Source organism: Massilia cavernae (assembly GCF_003590855.1).
In the GTDB taxonomy this organism is placed as follows: domain Bacteria; phylum Pseudomonadota; class Gammaproteobacteria; order Burkholderiales; family Burkholderiaceae_D; genus Telluria_A; species Telluria_A cavernae.
The window spans coordinates 1-20572 of sequence record NZ_QYUP01000116.1 but is presented as its reverse complement, the minus strand read 5'-3'; the positions used below and the strand labels follow the sequence as shown (position 1 = coordinate 20572).

The following is a 20572-nucleotide window of genomic DNA, read 5'->3' as shown; positions in this document are numbered from 1 at the left end:
ACTGGCAGGAGTGGTCGTTGTATTGTTACCTGAGTTCGGTGTGGTTGGCTGGTTCATATGGCTGTCAAATTTGTCATATTCATGTCGCTATGGTAACGTCATATCGCTCAGCATTATCGCGTTGCCCTGTGATCATTACATACTGTTACAAACCTTACCCATTTGGACTAACACCCCTGGGTGAATGCTCATACACTGGGGGCAAGCGAAAAGAAGCTTATCTGTTTATATGGCATCGCGGAAGAGGAACACATGAATAACCTGCACAACAAAATCGACGCGGCAGCAAGCGCCCAATTTTTCGGCCGGTTTTCGTTCGTCCGCCGCATCCTGGTGGGTTGCGCCATTGCGGGCGCCATGGCGTCCGTGGCCCATGCCGGTCCTGGCGACCGCGACGACCAGCGCGCCCAGCGCCCCGACCACCAGATGCCATCGCCGCAGGAGCGGCAGGACCGCCAGCGCCAGTTCGACACGCGCCAGTTCGATGCGCGCCAGTTCGATGCGCGCAACTTCGAGGCGCGCGCCGAAGAGCAGCGCCGCAACCTGCAGATGCAGCAGGACCAGCAACGCGGCAACGAGATGCGCCGCGGCGGCCGCCTGACCCCGGACGAGCGCCGCGACCTGCGCCGCCAGATCAACGAAGCAGGGATCGACCTGTATCCAAACGCCCAGCGCGGGCGCTGATCGCACCTCCTTTTCGCCTTAAAAGTGACAATTCGGTGATTTTCTTGCCGGCACTTGTGTTGACAAGTGCCGCGTCGTGCTAATCTTGCTAAAAGTCTTACTATGAAAGTAAGAATATTTGCAATTCGCTAAGAAAATTCAACCAGTCCCTGGGGTGTGGTCGTGACAATCGAGTCTACTGTTGTGCCGCCGGCGCAGGCCGCAACCGGAGCCGGCTTGCAGGCCGCGGCGCTGGAACACTGCATCGTCCGGCGCGGCGACGGCATCTATGTCGACCCCGCCGTTGCCGGCGCGACCCTGCAGGCGGCTGTCGACAGCGTTTTCACCAGCAAGAACTACTTCTCCGGCATCGACTACGCCTACCTGGTCAACGCCATCTACAAGCGCGGCGCCCAGCCGGCGCGGCCGGGCGACATGGTGCGCTTCGCATCCGACATCGTCGCCTTCCCCACCGACCGGCGCGGCCTGTACAAGGCGGTCAAGGTCAGCGACGGCAAGGCCGAATACTATTTTGAACCAGTCTACTTGCCCAATCCCGACGACCCCGGCGGAGAGGGCGTGCCCGCGCGGCTGAACGCCGACGAATTCGTGGCCGACCTGTGGACCAAGGGTATCCGCTTCGGCATCGACATCGGCGCCGTGCGCGCGGCCATCGCCGGCGGCAAGGCCGAGCGCGTGGTGGTGGCGCAGCAGCTGGACGCGGTGCCCGGCGTCGACGCCCACATCATCGAGGTCAGCGACGACCTGCACCGCAGCGATGCGCCGCGCCAGCTCGCCAACGGCAAGCTTGACCTGATGGCGTTCCAGAACCGATTCCCGCAAATCCAGAAGGGCGCGCGCCTGTTGAAGAAGGTGCCGCGCGCGGCCGGCTCCAACGGTTTCGAGCTGTCCGGACGCGTGCTGGAACCCGACATGCCGAAGGACGTTGACCTGCAGGTGATGGTGGGCCCCGGCACCACCATCGAAAACAATGCCGACGGCGAGTTCTTGGTGGCGTTGCAGGACGGCTTCCTCAATGTCGACCGCGCCACCAGCCAGGTGTCCGTCGGCGACAAGATCGTCAGCCGCGACGGCGTCAGCGCCAGGACCACCGGCAACCTCGAACTCAAGGGCGATTACGAGGAGTTCGGCGAGGTGCAGGAAAAGCGCGTGCTGGAAGGCGAGAGCATCACCGTCCACGCCGACGTGTACGGCAACCTGGTCTCGCGCGGCGGCACGGTCCTCCTGGACAGCAACCTGGTGGGCGGTTCGGTCCACAACGCCGACGGCAATATCACGGTGCAGGGCGTGGCCTCGGCCGCCATCATCCAGACCTCGAAAGGCGAGGTAAGGCTGGCGCGGGCGGAAGGCTGCGTGATCTCCGGTACGCGCGTGTTCGTCGACCATGCGGTCAACTGCGACATCATCGGCGACGACGTGGTGGTGCGCCAGGCCGAGGGCTGCGCGATCGCTGCGCGCCGGATCGAGGTCGAATCGGCGGGCGCCCGCAAGAACACCGAAATGCTGCTGTACGTGCTGCAGCCGGATACCAAGCGGATCGACGAGGTGATGACGCAGATCGGCGCGCGGGTGGGCGAGTTCGTCCAGCTGGCGGCGCAGCGCAAGGCCGAACTGCAGGCGCTGGCCGGCCAGCCCGACGTGCGCCAGTACATGCTGCTGGCGACCCGCGTGCGCAAGGGAGAACTGGTGCTGACGGCCGAACAGGCGCCGCAGTTCCAGAAGATGGGCGTGGCAGTCGGCCCGGGGTTGCGGGCGATCGGCAGACTCAATGAAGACATCAAGGCCGCCGAAGCCGAACAGCAGGCCGGCACCGCGCTGCTGGAGAAGCTGCAGGGCCAGCGCATCGCCAGCGCCGGGCTCAATTCGGTCAAGGTCGGCATGCTGACCGGCGAAACCACCGTGCGCTCGATGGTCTACCGTCCGGACGACAGCAGCAACTACGACCTGCCGCCGCGCGAAATCAAGGCCAAGCTGCGCGCCGGGGTTCCGGCGGGCGAGCGGATCTTCAGCGGCAGCGTCGGCACGGTGGACTGGAACAGCGGCTCGGCGCTTTAAGCCGCAGCGGTAGACCAAACGGAGCAGTGGCCCGCGGTGCGAATAATGCCGCCCGTGAACTGTTGATTGCAGTCAACGCCCACTAGGCGCTATCCCCGTACTATAGGAATTCGTTACCTTGCCGCATCCCCGCAGCGACGAAAGGACCGCCATGTACCATTCCGACAGCCACCCCTGGACCGGCCAGATCGAATTCCTGAGCTTCCGGCTCGGCGGGCTCGAGTACGGGCTCGAGTTCAGCAAGGTGCAGGAACTGCGCAGCCTGAAATCGCTGGAGCGCTTTGCGTCGGACGGCGAAATCATCAGTGGGGTGGCGGTGTCGCGCGGGGTGATCATGCCGATCGTGGACATGCGGGTCGCATTCGACGACAGCGCGCGTGCGCCGGGGCAGACCGACGTGATCGTCCTGCAGCTGTCGAGCTGCATCATGGGAGTGGTGGTGGATGGCGTGACCAATGTGGTGACGCTGGACGCCAGCCAGATCTCGCCGCTGCCGGGCAGCGGCCAGGTGTGCGAGCCGGGATACGACTACCTGATGGGGCTGGGCGAGGCCGACGGCCGCCGCCTGGTCCTGGTGGATATCGACAAGCTGATGTCGATCAGGCGCAAGGCGGGCAGGGAGGCTGCGGGGACGCAGCAGGCCGCCTAGCGCCCGGGTGAAATCGCGTCAGGCCGCAATCCCTTCCAGCTGCTCCTGCAACTCCATCCATTCCCCCTCCAGCTGCGCCAGGTCCTTCGTGTAGAAAGCCTGGTCCGCCAGCAGCGGCTTCAGTTTCGCCTTGTTGGCCGCTTCGTACACCGACGGCTCGGCCAGCTTCGCATCGACGTCGTTCTTCTGCTCCGTGCGTTTGGCGATCTGCTCTTCGAGGCGCTTGATCTTGTTTTCGATCGGCTTGCGCAACGCCGCCATTTTCTGGCGCTGCTCGGCGTCGAGACGCTTCTGGTCCTTGCTGCTGACCGCAGGCGCGGCCACTGGCGCAACCGGCGACGCCGACGGATACACCGTCTTGTTTTCCTTGCCCGCGGCCGGCAGCACGCTGGTTCCCTTGCCAAGCTTGGTCTGGAACAGCCAGTCCTTGTAGTCGTCCAGGTCGCCGTCGAAAGGCTGCAGCTTGCCGTCGGCGACGATGATGAACTGGTCGGTGGTCGCGCGCAACAGGTGGCGGTCGTGCGAAACGACGACCAGCGTGCCTTCGAACTGCGCCAGCGCCATCGTCAGCGCCTCGCGCGTTTCGAGGTCGAGGTGGTTGGTCGGTTCATCGAGCAGCAGCAGGTTGGGGCGCTGCCACACGATCAGCGCCAGCGCCAGGCGCGCCTTCTCGCCGCCGGAGAACGGCGCGATCGGGCTGGTCACCATCGTGCCCGGGAAGTTAAAGCCGCCCAGGAAGTTGCGCAGTTCCTGCTCGCGCACCGTCGGCGCGATTTTCGCCAGGTGCCACAGCGGCGATTCGTCGTGGCGCAGCATCTCGACCTGGTGCTGGGCAAAGTAGCCGATCGCCAGGCCCTTGCCGACGGTGACCTCGCCGGTCAGCGGCGCCAGTTCGCCCGCGATGGTCTTGATCAGGGTCGACTTGCCGGCGCCGTTCACGCCCAGGAGGCCGATGCGCTGGCCGATCTGCAGCGAGAACTTGATGTGCGAAACGATGGTCTTGTCGCCGACCTTGTCGCCGTGGCTGTCGAGGATCGGATAGCCGGCGTTGACGTCTTCCATCACCAGCAGCGGGTTCGGCGCGGCGAGCGGTTCGCGGAACTCGAACGAGAATTCGGCGGCGGCGCGCAGCGGCGCCAGTTCTTCCATCTTGGCCAGCGCCTTCATGCGGCTCTGGGCCTGGCGCGCCTTCGAGGCCTGGGCCTTGAAGCGGTTGACGAAGGATTCGAGGTGGGCGCGCTGGCGCATCTGCTTCTCGAGGGCGCCGGCGGCCAGGATCATCTGGGCCGCGCGCTGGCGTTCGAAGCCGGAGTAGTTGCCGGAGTAGCGTTTCAGCTTGCGTTCGTCGATGTGGACGATGACGTTGACGATCTCGTCGAGGAAGTCGCGGTCGTGCGAGATGATGATCAGGGTGCCGGCGTAGCGTTTCAGCCAGTCTTCCAGCCAGATGATGGCGTCGAGGTCGAGGTGGTTGGTCGGTTCATCGAGCAGCAGCAGTTCGGAAGGGCACATCAGTGCCTGCGCCAGGTTCAGGCGCATGCGCCAGCCGCCCGAGAAGCTGGCCACCGGCTGCTGCATCTGCTCCATGCTGAAGCCGAGTCCCAGCAGCAGCTGTTCGCCGCGCGACTGCACGGTGTAGGCGTCGGCATCGGCCAGCGCGCTGTACACCTCGCCGATGGCGATGCCGTTGTCGCTCGATTCCGGCTCGGCTTCGAGGCGTTCGAGTTCGGCCTGCAGGCGGCGCAGGTTGACGTCGCCGTCGATGGCGTAGTCGAGGGCGGCGCGGTCGAGCGGCGGGGTTTCCTGGGCCACGTAAGCCATGCGCCACTTGGCGGGGAAGTCGATTTCCCCCTGGTCCGGGTGCAGCTCGCCGCGCAGCATCGCGAACAGGCTGGATTTGCCGGCGCCGTTGGCGCCGATCAGGCCGATCTTGTCGCCGGGGTTGAGCGTGAGGTCCACGCCGTCGAGCAGCGGCTTGGTGCCGCGCATGAGGCTTACGTTGATGAAGCGGATCATTGAGTACTTTGAAAGAGTTCTTGGCTGGGCATGGCGGATGCGGCCTCGGCGGCAGCCTGCTTATCCGCCCTACCGGCCATTGTCTGCGTAGGGCGGATAAGCGGGCTGCCGCCGAGGCCGCATCCGCCGTTTGTTGCCTGTTAGGCGTTTTGAAGCTGTTAGGCGTTTTGAAGCTGTTCGGCGGTGAGCATGAACACCATGTCGTCGCCGGCGCTGGTGGTCACCCAGGTCAGACCCAGGTGGCCGAAGGCGGCTTCGGCGTATTCGCGCTCGTTGCCGATTTCGACCATCAGGATACCGTCCGGCGTCAGGCGTTCGGCCGCGCCGGCGACGATCTTGCGCACCAGGTCCATGCCGTCGGCGCCGCCGTCGAGCGCCAGCTGCGGCTCGTGCAGGTATTCCTGCGGCAGCTGCGACATCGAGTCCGAATTCACATACGGCGGGTTGGTGACGATCAGGTTGTATTTCTTGAACGGGACGTTCTGGTACAGGTCGGAGTGGATCGGGTTGACCCGGCCTTCGAGCTTGTACTCGCGGATGTTACGCTCGGCGACAGCCAGCGCGTCGGTCGAGATGTCGACCGCATCGACCACCGCATTCGGGAAGGCGTCGGCCATCATGATCGCCAGGCAGCCGGAACCTGTGCACAGTTCGAGGATGTTCTCGACCGCGAAAGGATCTTCCACCCACGGGCTGAGCGACTGCGGGATCAGTTCGGCGATGAAGGAGCGCGGCACGATCACGCGCTCGTCGACGTAGAACGGATAGGTGCCCAGCCACGCTTCCTTGGTGATGTAGGCCGCCGGCACGCGCTCGGTGGCGCGGCGCTCGATCACGGCCAGCACGTTCAGCACTTCATCGGGCAGCAGCCGCGCGTCGAGGAAGGGTTCGAGCTTGTCGAGCGGGAGCTTGAGCGTGTGCAGGATCAGGTAGGCGGCTTCGTCCAGCGCCTCGGCGCTGCCGTGGCCGAAGAACAGTTTCGCACCGTTGAAGCGGGTGACCGCATAGCGCAGCAGGTCGCGCGGCGTGGTGAAGATGGTATTGGTAGTCATGGCTGTTCTCTCGGTTTTTGGCGAGCTTACGCCAGCAGGTTTTCCAGGGTACGGCGGTAGATGTTCTTGAGCGGATCGACGTAACGCAGTTCGATGTGTTCGTCGATCTTGTGGATGCTGGCATTCGGAGGCCCGAATTCTATCACCTGCGGGCAGATGCGGGCGATGAAGCGGCCGTCCGAGGTCCCGCCGGTAGTCGACAGTTCGGTGTGCACGCCGGTCTCGCTTTCGATCGCCTGCGCCACCGCGTTCGACAAGGTGCCGCGCGGGGTCAGGAAGGGCAGGCCGGACAGCGTCCAATCCAGCTCGTACTCGAGGTTATGCTTGTCGAGGATGGCGTGGACGCGCGCTTCCAGGCCATCGGCGGTGCTGGCGGTGGAAAAACGGAAGTTGAAATCCAGGGCCAGCTCGCCCGGGATGACGTTGTTGGCGCCGGTGCCGGCGTGGATGTTCGATACCTGCCATGAGGTGGGCAGGTAGTACTCGTTCCCCTGGTCCCACTGCTCGGCCGCGAGTTCGGCCAGCGCGGGCGCGGCCTGGTGGATCGGGTTGCGCGCGTGCTGGGGATAGGCGATATGGCCCTGGATGCCCTTGATGCGCAGCTTGCCCGACAGCGAACCGCGGCGGCCGTTCTTGATCATGTCGCCCAGGACGTGGGCCGAGGTCGGCTCGCCGACCAGGCAGTAGTCGAGCGTCTCGCCGCGTTCCTCCAGGCGTTCGCACACCACCACGGTGCCGTCGACGGCAGGTCCTTCCTCGTCGCTGGTGATCAGGAAGGCGATCGAGCCCTTGTGCTTCGGATGCGCGGCGACGAATTCTTCGCAGGCGACGGCCATGGCGGCCAGCGAGGTTTTCATGTCGGCCGCGCCGCGGCCATACAGCTTGCCGTCGCGGCGGGTGGGCGTGAAGGGCTGCGAGTGCCACTGGTCGACCGGGCCGGTGGGCACGACGTCGGTGTGGCCGGCGAAGACGAACACCGGCGACTCGGTACCGCGGCGCGCCCACAGGTTGGTGACGCCGTTCGATTCGATGGTCTCGCACACGAAGCCCAGCGGCTCGAGCAGTTCGGCCATGCGCTGCTGGCAGCCTTTGTCCTCGGGCGTGACCGAGGACTGCGCGATCAGCGCTTCGGTAAGCTGCAAGGTGCGCGAGGCGATCATGGCCGGGCCTTGAAAAGCTCGCTGTACTGGGCGCCGGAGAAACCGACCGACAGGCTGGCCGCGCCTTGCAGCACCGGGCGCTTGATCACCGACGGGAATTCGAGCATCAGGTCGAGCGCTGCGTCCTTGCCGGTGACGGCTGCGCGGCGCTCCTCGGGCAGATTGCGCCAGGTCGTTCCCTTGCGGTTGACCAGCACCTCCCAGTCGAGCTGCTCGAGCCAGACGGCGGCGGTGGCGCGCTCCAGCCCCTGCTTCTTGAAATCATGGAAGACGAAGTCGTGGCCGTTGGCGGAAAGCCAGGTGCGGGCCTTCTTGACGGTGTCGCAGTTGGGGATGCCGTAGAGAACTTTATTCATATTATATACGTGTGCGGTACATGGGCGACGAGCGGCCGCCAGTCTGGAAATGACGGCGTCAACTGCGCATGGGGACGGGCGCAGCATACCATATGGGCAGCCGCGGCGGCGGAAGGGAGGCCGTTCCTGAACTGTCGCGCCGGGCGCGGCCGGTTTGCTCAGGAATTGAGGGTGAACTCGGTGAAGGAAGGCGAATCGTCCTTCTTGCCGGGTTCGGGCGCGGCGTCGGTAGCCTTGCTGTCCGGGCCATTGTTGAGCAGCCAAAGCAAGTTGGTGGCGGAATCGGCGTTGGCCAGCGCCTCGTCCTGGGTGACCAGGCCACTCTGCACCAGCTGCAGCAGGGCGTACTCGAACGACTGCGAGCCGGGCGACAAGCTCTTGTCGATGGCTTCCTTGATCTGGCTGATCTCGCCCTTTTCGATCAGGTCGGCGACGTAGCGCGTGTTGACCATGATCTCGACGGCGGCCTGGCGGGTGCCGCCCGCGCTTGATCGCACCAGGCGCTGCGACACCACCGCCTTGACGGCGGACGACAGGTCCTGCAGCAGCGCGGCGCGGTTCTCGATCGGGTAGAAGCTGATGATGCGGTTCAGCGCGTTATAGCTGTTGTTCGCGTGCAGGGTCGCCAGCACCAGGTGGCCCGACTGCGCGTAGGCGAGGGCGGCCGACATGGTTTCCTTGTCGCGGATCTCTCCGATCAGGATGCAGTCCGGCGCCTGGCGCATCGAATTGCGCAGCGCCACCTGCAGGCTGGATGCATCGCTGCCGATTTCGCGCTGGTTGACGATCGACTTCTTGTTCTTGAAGAGATACTCGATAGGATCTTCGAGCGTCAGGATGTGGCCTGCGCGCAGCTCGTTGCGATGGTCGAGCATCGAAGCGATGGTGGTCGACTTGCCCGAGCCGGTGGCGCCGACGAGCAGCAGCAGGCCGCGCTTTTCCATGATCAGGTCGGCCAGGACCGGCGGCAGGCCGAGCTCGGACAGGGCCGGAATATTCGCCGGCACGAAGCGGAACACAGCGGAGACGGAGCCGCGCTGGCGGAACGCCGACAGGCGGAAGCGGCCCAGGTTGGGGACCGAGATACCCATGTTCAGCTCGTTATCGCGTTCCAGTTCCTGCAGCTGCTCGGGCGAAGCGACTTCGGCCAGCAGCGACATGATGTTTTCCGGATCCAGCTTCTGCTGGTTAATCGGGATCAGGTTGCCGTTGATCTTGATATGCACCGGTGAATTCACCGCGAAGAACATATCCGACGCGTTCTTTTCCTTCATCAACTGAAACAAACGGTCCATCGCCATCATCGTCTCCTGTTACCAAAATCGGGGTCAGACCCCAACAAAATTCGGCCAACCGGCCGAAACAAATTCGGGGTCAAATTCGGGGTCAGACCCCAACAAAATTCGGCCAACCGGCTGAAAACTGCTCATATATCGGGGTCTGACCCCGATCTTGTTCGAGTTCGTGGTCTGTCCCCGATCTTGTTCGGGGACTTCGCGCAAAAGAATTTGAACATTGGGGTCTGACCCCGAATTGGGGTCTGTCCCCGATTTGCTTAGATGCCGCGCAGGAGCTCGTTGATGCCGGTCTTGGCGCGGGTCTTGGCGTCCACGCGCTTGACGATCACCGCGCAGTACAGGCTGTATTTGCCGTCGTCCGATGGCAAATTGCCCGATACGACCACCGAACCCGCCGGCACCCGGCCGTACGTCACTTCGCCCGTCGCGCGGTCGTAGATCTTGGTCGACTGGCCAATGTATACGCCCATCGAAATCACCGAGTTCTCTTCGACGATCACGCCTTCCACAATCTCCGAACGCGCTCCGATGAAGCAGTTGTCTTCGATGATGGTCGGATTGGCCTGCATCGGTTCGAGCACGCCGCCGATGCCGACGCCGCCCGACAGGTGCACGTTCTTGCCGATCTGCGCGCACGAACCCACCGTCGCCCAGGTGTCGACCATCGCGCCTTCATCGACGTACGCGCCGATGTTGACGTAGGACGGCATCAGCACCACGTTCTTCGCGATGAAGCTGCCGCGCCGCGCTACCGCCGGCGGCACCACGCGGAAGCCGCCCTTGGCGAAGTCGTCGGCCGTGTAGCTGGCGAACTTGGTCGGTACCTTGTCGTAGAACTGCATGGTGCCGTCGCCGCTCATGACGGCGTTGTTCTCGAGGCGGAACGACAGCAGCACGGCTTTCTTGATCCATTGGTTGACGATCCACTCGCCGCTGTCCTTCTGGGCGACGCGCAGGCTGCCGTCGTCAAGGCCGGCGATGACGTGGGCTACCGCGTCGCGCAGTTCGGCGCTGCCGTTGCCCGGGTTGATTTCGGCGCGCTGTTCCCAGGCGGTGTCGATGATGTTCTGGAATTGTTGGGTCATGATGGTCCGTAGTGGTGAGTGCTTAGAGGTCTTTGCAAAACTGGACGATGCGCTGGGCCGCTTCGAGCCCTTCGTCGATTTCGGCGACGAGGGCCATGCGGATCCGCCCGGTGCCCGGATTGATGCCGTGTGCATCGCGCGCGAGGTAGCTGCCCGGCAGGACAGTGACATTGTATTCGGCATACAGGCGGCGGGCGAATTCTTCGTCCGACAGCCCGCTGCCGCGCACGTCCGCCCACAGGTAGAAGCCGGCGTCGGGAAGTTCGACGTCCATCACTTCTTTCAGCAGCGGCGTGACGAGGCTGAACTTTTCGCGGTACTTGTTGCGGTTCTCGACGACGTGGCTTTCGTCGCTCCATGCGGCCACCGACGCGGCCTGCACCGGCGGCGACATCGCGCCGCCGCAATAGGTGCGGTACAGCAGGAACTTCTTGACGATGGCGGCATTCCCGGCGACGAAGCCGGAGCGCATGCCCGGCACGTTCGAGCGCTTGGACAGGCTGGAGAACACCACCAGGTTGGCATACGGGTTGTCGCCGCCCGCGCGGCCCAGCTCGCGCGCGGCTTCCAGCGCGCCCAGCGGGGCGCTGCCGCCGTGGTAGATCTCGGAATAGCATTCGTCGGCCGCGATCACGAAGCCATAGCGGTCGGACAGCTCGAACACCTGCTTCCAGTCGTCCATGCTCAGGGTGGCGCCGGTCGGATTGCCGGGCGAGCAGATGTACATCAGCTGCACGTTCGGCCACACGTCGGCCGGCACGCTGCCGTAGTCGCAGCCGAAATTGCGGGCCGGGTCGGAGTTGACGAACCAGGGCGCGGCGCCGGACAGGTAGGCCGCGCCTTCGTAGATCTGGTAGAACGGGTTGGGGCACATCACCAGCGCGCCGGGGCGGGCGCCGTCGATCACGCAGTGGGCGATGCCGAACAGCGCCTCGCGCGAGCCGTTCACCGGCAGCACCTGGGTCGCGGCATCGAGTTCGACGCCGTAGCGGTGCTCGATCCAGTTGGCGATGGCGCTGCGCAGCGGGTCGCTGCCGTGGGTGGTCGGGTAGGTGGCCATGCCTTGCAGGTTGTGCGCCAGCGCTTTCTGGATGAAGGCGGGCGTCGGATGCTTCGGCTCGCCGATGCCGAGGCTGATCGGCTGGTACTCAGGATTGGGCGTCACGCCTTCGAACAGGCGGCGCAGCTTTTCGAACGGGTAGGGGTGCAGTTTGTCGAGGTGTGGATTCACAGCGGGTACCAGGTGGTATAGGCGGAATGGCGGGCTTCATTATAACGCCGATATGCTTGCCCCGTTGCCAACGGCCCCGGTGCCGGGCTAGCGCTTGACCAGCGACTTGACCGCGTCCCACGCCATGCCGCCATTGTCGACCGCCACCACGCGGTTGCGGCCTGCTTCCTTGGCGCCGTACATGGCGCGGTCGGCCGCGACAAACAGCTTTTCGACGTCGTCGAGCTGGGTCGGCACCATGGTGGCCACGCCGATGCTGACCGTGATCGATCCGGAACTCGGCGAGCGCGGATGCGGCATCTGCAGTGCCTCCACCTCGGCTCGGATGGTTTCGGCCAGCGCCGCGGCGTCGGCGGCAGGCGTGGCTGCAAACAGCACCACGAATTCCTCGCCGCCGTAGCGCGCCGCCAGGTCGGTGACGCGCAGCGCGTGCGCCTGCAGCACGCCGGCCACCTGCTGCAGCGCGATGTCGCCGGCCGGGTGGCCGAGCGTGTCGTTGTACAGCTTGAAGTGGTCGACGTCGAGCACCACCAGCGACAGCGGCTCGCCACTGCGCACCGCGCGCTGCCATTCCAGCTCGATGAAGCTGTCGAAGTGGCGGCGGTTGGCGATCTTGGTGAGCGGGTCGAGCAGGGCGGCGCGCTGCAGCGCGGTTTCGGACTGCTTGTGGTGGGTGATGTCGTGCAGCAGGCCGATGAACAGGGTTTCGTGCATCGCCATCGGCGCCAGCGTCAGGTCCATCGCGCGCCCCGAACCGTCGCAGCGGCGGACGATGACTTCGCGCGCACCGGGCTGCGGCGCGAATTCCGGCTCCTCGGCGCAGCGCGCGAAGTAGTCGAGGTATTCCTGCGCCACCGGGGCGCATAGCAGGTCGTCCAGCGATTTCTTTTCCAGCGCCTCCGGCGTGCAGCCCAGGTAGCGGCCGCAGGCCGGGTTGGCGTACTGGATGCGCCCCGACGCTTCGATGATCATCAGGCCTTCGACCATGCTGTCGACGATGGTGCGCAGGCGTTCGGCCTGCTCGTGCTGGCTGTCGTTGGTGCTGCGGATCTGCAGCTGGGCGCGCACCCGCGCGCACACTTCGGCCATGCGCAGCGGCTTGCTGATGTAGTCGACTGCGCCGATGTCGAAGCCGGCGACGACGTCCTCGGTGCCGGTGCGGGCGCTCATGAAGATCACGGGAATGCGCTGGGTGCTCGGGTGGTCCTTGAGCTGGCGGCAGGTTTCCAGGCCGTCCATCCCGGGCATCACGACGTCGAGCAGGATCAGGTCGGGGCGCACGCGGCGCGCGATGCTGAGCGCGCGCTCGCCCGAATTGGCGACGAAGGTCTGGTAGCCCTGCTGAATCATCAGCTTGCGCAGCAAGCCAAGGTTGGCCGGAGCGTCGTCGACTATCAGGATGGCGGCATCGCGGCGCGCTGGAAGATTCATAATGGCAGGAAGCTACATGCTTGGCCTTGGCCAGTTAGAAGAAAAATGCTTCCAGATGATAATAACGCCCTGATATCTCGCCAAGCAAGAAATGTTTCCCAAAGGTTAGTATTGACTGGAACATCCCTCCTGGCTTTCCCCTCTGTAAACGGAAAGCCCTCCGCGAGGGAGGGCTTGTTGTAGCCGCGCAACCGCCGGTGGCTGCGGCGTTGCTACCGATGGCAGGCGTGTGGCGGCAGCCATGCGCTTGCCATCAGCTGGGGGCTTACATCTGCGCGGCGATCAGCTTGCCGAGGATGGCGATGCCTTCGCGGATACGCTCCGGCGGCACCGTCACGAACGACAGGCGCAGCGTGTTGGTTTCCGGATCGTTGGCGTAGAACGGCGCGCCCGGCACGAAGGCCACCTTGGCGGCGATCGCCTGGTCCAGCAGCTTCATCGCGTCGATGTGCTTCGGCAGCGTCACCCAGATGAACATGCCGCCTTCCGGGCGGGTCCACTGGACGCCCTTCGGGAACTGCTCGGCCATCGCGTCCAGCATCACCTGGCACTGGTTGGCGTACAGGGTGCGGATGCTTGGAATGTGCTGCTGCAGGAAGCCGTCCTTGACCACTTCGTGCACCACCATCTGGGTGATCTGCGCGGTGTGCAGGTCGGCGGCCTGCTTGGCCAGCTCGAGGCGGCGCACCAGCGGCAGCGGAGCCACCACGTAGCCGAGGCGGATGCCTGGGGTCAGCACCTTCGAGAACGAGCCCATGTAGATGACGCCGTCCGGGTTCATGTTCAGCAGCTTCGGGTAGGGCTCGCCCTTGTAGCTCAGCGCGCCGTACGGGTCGTCCTCGATCAGCGGGATGCCGAGGCGGGCGCAGGTTTCCACCAGTTCGATGCGGCGCTCGACCGACAGGCTGCGGCCGGTCGGGTTCTGGAAGTTCGGCAGCGCGTACAGCAGGCGCGCGCCTTCGGCCACAGCCGGAATCGACGACGGCACCAGGCCGTGGTCGTCGGTCTCGACCGACTTGAATTCAGGGCGGTACACCGAGAACGCCTGCAGCGCGCCCAGGTAGCTCGGGGTTTCGACCAGCACGCGGCTGCCTTCGTCGATCAGCACCTTGCCGATCAGGTCGAGCGCCTGCTGCGAGCCGGACACCATCAGCACCTGCTCGGGCACGATCTTGCAGCTATCGGTGGACAGGTAATCGGCAATCCATTCGCGCAGTGGCGCGTAACCGTCGGTCGGGCCGTACTGCAGCGCCATCTTGCCGTTCTCGGACAGCACCTTGTCGTAGGCCGCCTTCATCTGTTCGACAGGGAAGGTGGCTGGCGACGGCAGGCCGCCGGCGAACGAGATGATCTCGGGACGCTGGGTGATCTTCAGGATTTCGCGGATGAACGAGCTTTGCAGCTGGCTGGCGCGGTCCGAAAAACGCCACTGGATCGGGTTGGGATTTTCAATTTTCATGCTGGTCTCACAGAGGTAGGGCCGTGCGGGTGCCAGGCCATTATAGAGTACGCTGGGTAAGCGTACTCGGGAAGGGCCGCACTGGATAAGTGTTGCCCGGGTCTAGTTCAGACGGCGATTTCGACGATCATTTCGATCTCGACGCAGGCGCCGCGCGGGATCTGCGCCACGCCGAAGGCCGAGCGCGCGTGCTTGCCGGCGTCGCCGAACAGTTCGCCCAGCAGTTCGGAGGCGCCGTTGGTGACCAGGTGCTGGTCGGTGAAGTCGGCGGTCGAATTCACCAGGCTCATCAGCTTGACGATGCGCTTGACGCGGGTCAGGTCGCCGTTGCAGGCTTCCTGCAGGGTGCCCACCAGGTCGATGGCGATGGCGCGCGCGGCAGCCTGGCCTTCTTCCAGTGTCTTGTTCTTGCCCAGCTGGCCGATGTTGACCGAGCCGTCGGCGTTCTTGGCGATGTGGCCGGAGATGAACACCAGGTTGCCCGTCTGTGCGTACATGACGTAGGCCGCGGCAGGCGCGGCGGGAGGGGCCAGGGTGATATTCAGTTCTTTGAGTTTTTCGTAGACGGACATGGTATTCCCGGTTTCGGTAAAAATAGACAAGGCAGTATTGTACGTCGGCCACGACAACTTGCCTAAGCTTTTGGCGCCAGGCTCAGCGCCTGACCTGCATCTTGCGGCCCGCCGCCACCACGGCAATGACGGCCAGCGCAAACACGAAATTCGATGTTTCGAGCGGTTCGCCAAGGATCAGGGCGGCCCCGGCCAAGGTCATGAAGGGCTGCACCAGTTGTACCTGGCCGACCCGGGCGATGCCGCCCAGCGCCATTCCCCGGTACCAGAAGAAGAAGCCGATCAGCATCGAAAATGCCGCCACATAGGCGAATCCTGCCCATGCCGCCGGTCCGGCCGCGGCGAGCGCCGCGTGGTGCGGCCAGGTCAGCCACAACACCACGGGTGCCAGCAGCGGCGCCGACAGCACCAGCGCCCAGCAGATCACCTGCACGCCACCCAGCGTCCGCGCCAGCCGCCCGCCCTCGGCGTAGCCGGCCGCCCCCAATACCACCGCGCCCAGCATCAGCAGGTCGGCCGGATGCAGGCTACCACCGCTCTGGCGCAGCGCGAAGCCGACCGTCAGCGCAGCGCCGAGCAGCGCCATGCCCCAGAAACCGGCCGAGGGTTGTTCGTTGCCGCGCAGTGCGGAAAACACGGCCGTCGCCAGCGGCAGGATGCCGACCAGCACCGCGCCGTGGGAGGCGGGAAGGGAGCGCAGCGCGACCGAGGTCAGCCACGGGAAGCCGATCACGCAACCAACCGCCACCACCGCCAGCGAGGCCAGCGCCGAACGGGGCGGGACGGGTGCGCGCTTCCACGCCAGCCAGGCGCCGGCAAGCAGCGCCGCCACCAGTGCGCGGCCGAGGGCAACAAACACCGGCGGCAGGTCGGCCACCGCCATCCGGGTGAAGGGCAGGGTAAGGCTGAACATGGCGACGCCCACCAGGCCGAGCAGCATGCCGCGGGTTTCGTCGGACATGGCCCGCGCGGCGGGGCGGGAGGTGACTGTGCGTTCTGCATGCATGTGCGGCTTTCGGTGGATTTTCGGGTTCAATAGGGTTATCCTAACCGAAAGCACCAGTACACTACCTATACACTTACCCAGATAATTACGCATACTGTGACGGCGAAATGACCAATACAACATCCGGCAACCCGAGCCGTGCCGCCGGCCCCCCTGTGGCGCCGCTGCTCGCGCGCGATGCCGGCGAGACGCTGATGGACCAGATCGTGCGTTCGATTCGCATCCGGATCGACGACAAGCTGCTGCGCGGCGGCAGCCGCATGCCGTCGATCCGGCGCTTCGCCGCTTCGCATGGCGTCTCCGCGTTCACGGTGGTGGCCAGCTACGACAAGCTGGTCGCCCAGGGCTACCTCGAATCGCGCCGTGGCGCCGGGTTTTTCGTGCGCGAGCGCTCGCCCCTGAACACCGGCGAGCGTTCAGGGGCCGCGCCGGCGAGCCTGGCGCCCCTTGACGCCGGCGAGCCGCAGCCGCTGGACGTGGTCTGGCTGATCCGCAACATGTTTCGCGGCGATCCCTTGCCGCACGTTCCGGGCACCGGCGTGCTGCCGCCCGACTGGCTGGACGGCGCTGCCGTCGCCAACGCCCTGCGCAGCGTCGGCCGCCAGCCCGGCAGCATGCTGCTGGGCTATGGCACGCCCCAGGGCTTCCTGCCGCTGCGCCAGCAGCTCCAGCTCAAGCTGGCCGAGCATGAAATCGAGGCCGCCCCGCACCAGATCGTCACCACGGTGGGCGTGACCCAGGCGCTCGACCTGGTGGCGCGCGAATTCACGCGGCCCGGCGACACCATCTTCGTCGACGACCCGGCCTGGTTCCTGATGTTCGGCTCGTTCGCCGCCACCGGCGCGCGCCTGGTCGGCATCCCGCGCCTGGCCGACGGCCCCGACCTGGCCCGGCTGGCCGAGCTGGCGGCGCTGCACAAGCCGCGCCTGTACGTGATCAACTCGGTGCTGCACAACCCCACTTCGACCTCGCTGTCGGCGGCCAAGGCGTTCCAGGTGCTGCGCCTGGCCGAGGAGCATGGCTTCACGATCGTCGAGGACGACATCTATTGCGACCTGCATCCCGGCAGCGCGGTGCAGCCGGCCACCCGGCTGGCGGCGCTGGACCAGCTAAACCGGGTCATCTACCTGGGCGGATTTTCCAAGACGATGGCGGCCAACCTGCGGATCGGCTTCATCGCCACCTCGCCGGAATGGGCGCAGCGGCTGGCCGACCGCAAGATGCTGGGCACGCTCACCAGCAGCGACATCGGCGAGCGGGTCGCGTACAAGATCCTGTCGGAAGGGTTGTTCCGCAAACACCTGGACCGGGTCCGGGCCCGCCTCGATACGGTGAGGAGCAAGGTGTTCCGGCAGCTGGAGCGCATCGGGCTCGACGCCGGGCCGGCGCCGGCGGCCGGCATGTTCGCCTGGGTCGACAGCGGCAGCAACACCAACCTGCTGGCGGAACGGGCGATGGCCGAAGGCATCCTGCTGGCCCCGGGCAGCCTGTTCTCGCCCAGCCAGCTGCCGTCCACCCGCATGCGGCTGAATGTGGCGGCGATGCAGGATCCGCGTATCTGGGAATTCCTGGAACGACAGCTTGGCAAGCCTTGAATTCATGTCGCCATTGGGCATCCGAACTAGCGCGCACTCGCTTTGTGAATCCCGAAAATGACTGCGTACCGACGATGAAATCTCACACCTGGGCCCAGGTTTCGCATTCGATGGACGTTGGAGCGCCCCCCAATACTTTGGTATTGAAGAAATGATGAATACCCCGTCTTAAGTCGCTAACATGGTCGAATTCGAGATAGGTAACATCGCACAAATCTTCCAGCTCCTTGAGCAAGGTGGTTTTGATCGGCGCATGTTTCCACACGAGGAACAAGATTGGCGTGCGTTTTCCCTTGAAAATATGATAGGCCAGTTCAAAGGCACTACTCTCGCTCATGCCGACACGAATATTAATGACCGCATCGGCCTGTGCGAGCAATCCCAGTCTGTGCTGCCTGAAATTGTGCGGAGTGAACGGCACCTCGACTTCGCGCTCAAACGACTTCTTGAAGGTTGCAGCGCTTTCCGCTTGAATTCCGGTTAGATAATTGAATGCGTACGGAGCGCCGTTTGCGCTATCGATCACCTGCAGAACCTCCGCAATCAAGCGTTGCTGCTCCTGATCCGATTCGGTGAAAGGTTGCCGGATAAAGAGATTCACCGGCACCCCGCCCATTTTCGTGACACGGGGCTCGGCACGCCGTGTAACGGTGATGGCCGCTGCTGCCACGTCTTCCGGGCTCGGTACCAGGCGCTCGGCCCTGGCTGTACGTGCGGTGCTCGCCGGCAATACCTTCTGATGCAACTCTTGCAAGGAATATAGTTCATAGGTGTCGATATGAGGCATGGCTTCGACTGCCGCTTCGGCCCCGCCTATCGTCGTATATGCCGGGGCGCCCGCCTTCAGTGCCGCTACGCGAATCGCGCACGAAGCGACGACCGCGCTGCGCTTTTCTTCGACGGTAATGATGACGAGCGCGATTTCCTTCCTGGCGAGCCTTTCCAGGATCTCTGCATCGTCGACGGTGGTCACATCGATGCCTGCCGCGGCGATGATTGTTGCTGTCACCTCGCTTGCGACAATGGAAAATCCGAGCGATTCCAGCTGGCGCGCGATGGCAACCGCACGCGCCTGATCGCTCCTTTTGACACGTATGAAAACGCGGCCGGGATGCGCGCAGCCCGGTATCGGCAACCTGACGCCGCTGCCCAACTGCGATTTGAAGTAGGCCTCGCCGAAAGTCTTGCCCACGCCCATCACTTCACCGGTCGATTTCATCTCAGGCCCCAATATCGTATCGATGCCCGGGAATTTCGCGAATGGGAAAACCGCTTCCTTTACGCTGAAATAGGGAGGCACGACTTCCTCGGTGATGCCCTGGCTTTCCAGCGATTGTCCTGCCATGCAGCGCGCGGCGATCTTCGCCAGCGGCAAGCCGGTCGCTTTCGACACGAACGGCACCGTGCGTGAAGCGCGCGGATTGACCTCCAGCACATAGATGACGTCCCGCATCCTGCCGTCGACCTTGTTTTGCTGGATCGCAAACTGCACATTCATCAAGCCGACCACGTTCAAGCCCTTGGCCATCAATGCGGTCTGGCGCCGTAATTCGTCGATCGTTTCCCGCGACAGGGAATACGGGGGCAGCGCGCAGGCCGAGTCACCCGAATGCACACCGGCCTGTTCAATATGTTCCATCACGCCGCCGATAAAGGTGCGTTTCCCGTCGGACAGGCAATCGACATCGACTTCGATCGCATCGGTCAGGAAGCGGTCGAGCAGCACCGGCGAATCATGCGAGACCTCGACCGCCTCGCGCATGTAGCGCTCCAGGTCAACTTGTTCATGGACGATTTCCATCGCCCGCCCGCCCAGTACGTAGGATGGACGAACCACCAGCGGATAGCCGATTTCCTGTGCCATGCGGCGTGCTTCTTCCTCGGTGCGCGCGCTACGATTGGCTGGCTGGCGCAGACCCAATGCATGCAGCAACTGCTGGAAGCGTTCGCGGTCTTCGGCCGCATCGATCATGTCGGGCGAGGTGCCGATGATGGGCACGCCAGCCGCTTCCAGCGCCAGCGCCAGCTTGAGCGGCGTCTGGCCGCCATATTGCACGATGACGCCGACCGGTTTTTCCAGGTGGACGATTTCCAGCACGTCTTCCAGCGTCAGCGATTCAAAGTACAGGCGGTCGGACGTATCATAGTCGGTTGACACGGTCTCCGGGTTGCAGTTGACCATAATGGTTTCGTAGCCGTCTTCGCGCATGGCGAGCGCGGCATGCACGCAGCAATAGTCGAACTCGATGCCCTGGCCGATTCGGTTCGGGCCGCCACCCAGGACCATGATCTTCTTGTTGTCGGTCGGCTGCGCTTCGCACTCTTCCTCGTAGGTCGAGTACATGTACGCCGTATTGGTCGTGAATTCACCTGCACAGGTATCGACCCGCTTATATACCGGGCGGACGTTGAGCACATGGCGCTTGTCACGCACTACCTGCTCTCTTGTGTACAGCAATGTCGCAAGACGGCGGTCGGCGAAACCCATTTGCTTCAGCTTGAACAAGATATCCTTGTCGAGTGCATCCAGCGTCTGGGTTTCCAGCCAAAGTTCGATATCGACGATTTCCTTGATCTGTACCAGGAACCACGGGTCGATATGGGTAAGCTCGTGCACCTCTTCCAGCGAAAAACCCTGTGCGAACGCATCTCCGACATACAAAATCCGCTCCGGACCTGGCGCGCGGAGTTCTTCTTCGATTACGGTGCGACCGGTAATCCTCCGGCACAGGCCATCAACGCCGACTTCGAGCCCGCGCAATGCTTTCTGGAACGACTCCTGGAAAGTACGGCCGATGGCCATCACCTCGCCCACCGATTTCATCTGTGTGGTCAGGCGGGTGTCGGCAGTCGGGAATTTTTCGAACGCGAAGCGCGGCACCTTGGTGACGACATAGTCAATGCTGGGCTCGAACGATGCGGG

At 64.2% G+C, this 20572-nt stretch carries 16 protein-coding genes; 4 read left to right on the top strand and 12 right to left on the bottom strand.

Translation table 11 applies throughout. The features are described 5' to 3' along the window. Nucleotides 1-252 precede the first annotated feature (252 nt). The 3 genes from D3872_RS12995 to D3872_RS12985 all read left to right on the top strand — a co-directional run bounded on the left by D3872_RS12995 (nt 253) and on the right by D3872_RS12985 (nt 3388). Entirely contained in the window at nt 253-684 is a 432-nt protein-coding gene (locus D3872_RS12995; protein ID WP_229459309.1) for a hypothetical protein, read from the top strand. A gap of 162 nt (nt 685-846) precedes the next feature. Continuing rightward, entirely contained in the window at nt 847-2739 is a 1893-nt protein-coding gene (locus D3872_RS12990) for a flagellar assembly protein A (protein WP_119811188.1), read from the top strand. Between the two features lie 151 nt (nt 2740-2890). Beyond that, nucleotides 2891-3388 carry a chemotaxis protein CheW gene (locus tag D3872_RS12985; protein ID WP_119811187.1) on the top strand — a complete coding sequence of 166 codons (498 nt, stop codon included), beginning with the start codon at nt 2891-2893 and terminating at the stop codon, nt 3386-3388. Nucleotides 3389-3406: 18 nt separating this feature from the next. Here the strand turns inward: D3872_RS12985 and D3872_RS12980 are convergent, their stop codons facing one another. The 11 genes from D3872_RS12980 to D3872_RS12930 form a co-directional block, all read right to left on the bottom strand. Then, nucleotides 3407-5404, bottom strand: coding sequence for an ATP-binding cassette domain-containing protein (locus D3872_RS12980; RefSeq protein WP_119811161.1), 1998 nt, complete (start codon nt 5402-5404; stop codon nt 3407-3409). A 158-nt stretch (nt 5405-5562) separates the two neighbouring features. Next, nucleotides 5563-6456: a 50S ribosomal protein L3 N(5)-glutamine methyltransferase gene (gene prmB / locus D3872_RS12975; RefSeq protein WP_119811160.1), complete on the bottom strand. Its 894-nt coding sequence runs from the start codon at nt 6454-6456 to the stop codon at nt 5563-5565. Between the two features lie 26 nt (nt 6457-6482). Next, nucleotides 6483-7616 (bottom strand): succinyl-diaminopimelate desuccinylase, encoded by a 1134-nt coding sequence (gene dapE, locus D3872_RS12970; protein ID WP_119811159.1) that lies wholly within the window; start codon nt 7614-7616, stop codon nt 6483-6485. After that, complete coding sequence (locus tag D3872_RS12965) at nt 7613-7972, bottom strand: ArsC family reductase (RefSeq protein ID WP_119811158.1); 360 nt, start codon at nt 7970-7972, stop codon at nt 7613-7615. Before D3872_RS12965 ends, dapE begins: the two co-directional genes overlap by 4 nt. Nucleotides 7973-8130: 158 nt before the next feature. Continuing rightward, nucleotides 8131-9273, bottom strand: coding sequence for a PilT/PilU family type 4a pilus ATPase (locus D3872_RS12960; protein ID WP_119811186.1), 1143 nt, complete (start codon nt 9271-9273; stop codon nt 8131-8133). Between the two features lie 254 nt (nt 9274-9527). Further along, a complete protein-coding gene (gene dapD, locus D3872_RS12955) occupies nt 9528-10355 on the bottom strand; it encodes a 2,3,4,5-tetrahydropyridine-2,6-dicarboxylate N-succinyltransferase (RefSeq protein WP_119811157.1) in 828 nt (275 codons plus the stop codon). Between the two features lie 22 nt (nt 10356-10377). Then, nucleotides 10378-11586: a succinyldiaminopimelate transaminase gene (dapC, locus tag D3872_RS12950; RefSeq protein ID WP_119811156.1), complete on the bottom strand. Its 1209-nt coding sequence runs from the start codon at nt 11584-11586 to the stop codon at nt 10378-10380. Between the two features lie 87 nt (nt 11587-11673). Further along, the gene (locus tag D3872_RS12945) at nt 11674-13017 is read right to left on the bottom strand and encodes a diguanylate cyclase (protein WP_119811155.1); all 1344 of its coding nucleotides are present in this window, start codon (nt 13015-13017) and stop codon (nt 11674-11676) included. Nucleotides 13018-13282: 265 nt separating this feature from the next. Beyond that, complete coding sequence (locus tag D3872_RS12940) at nt 13283-14476, bottom strand: aminotransferase-like domain-containing protein (RefSeq protein ID WP_119811154.1); 1194 nt, start codon at nt 14474-14476, stop codon at nt 13283-13285. Between the two features lie 107 nt (nt 14477-14583). After that, nucleotides 14584-15048: a RidA family protein gene (locus tag D3872_RS12935; RefSeq protein ID WP_119811185.1), complete on the bottom strand. Its 465-nt coding sequence runs from the start codon at nt 15046-15048 to the stop codon at nt 14584-14586. Between the two features lie 82 nt (nt 15049-15130). Beyond that, nucleotides 15131-16009 carry a DMT family transporter gene (locus D3872_RS12930; protein ID WP_229459308.1) on the bottom strand — a complete coding sequence of 293 codons (879 nt, stop codon included), beginning with the start codon at nt 16007-16009 and terminating at the stop codon, nt 15131-15133. A gap of 152 nt (nt 16010-16161) precedes the next feature. On the opposite strand from D3872_RS12930, the gene D3872_RS12925 reads away from it, so the two are divergent. Then, nucleotides 16162-17649, top strand: a complete 1488-nt coding sequence (locus D3872_RS12925) for an aminotransferase-like domain-containing protein (RefSeq protein ID WP_119811153.1) — start codon at nt 16162-16164, stop codon at nt 17647-17649. Between the two features lie 82 nt (nt 17650-17731). Here the strand turns inward: D3872_RS12925 and carB are convergent. Beyond that, nucleotides 17732-20572 (bottom strand): carbamoyl-phosphate synthase large subunit (carB, locus tag D3872_RS12920; protein ID WP_119811152.1); only part of this gene is annotated, 2841 nt, incomplete at its 5' end.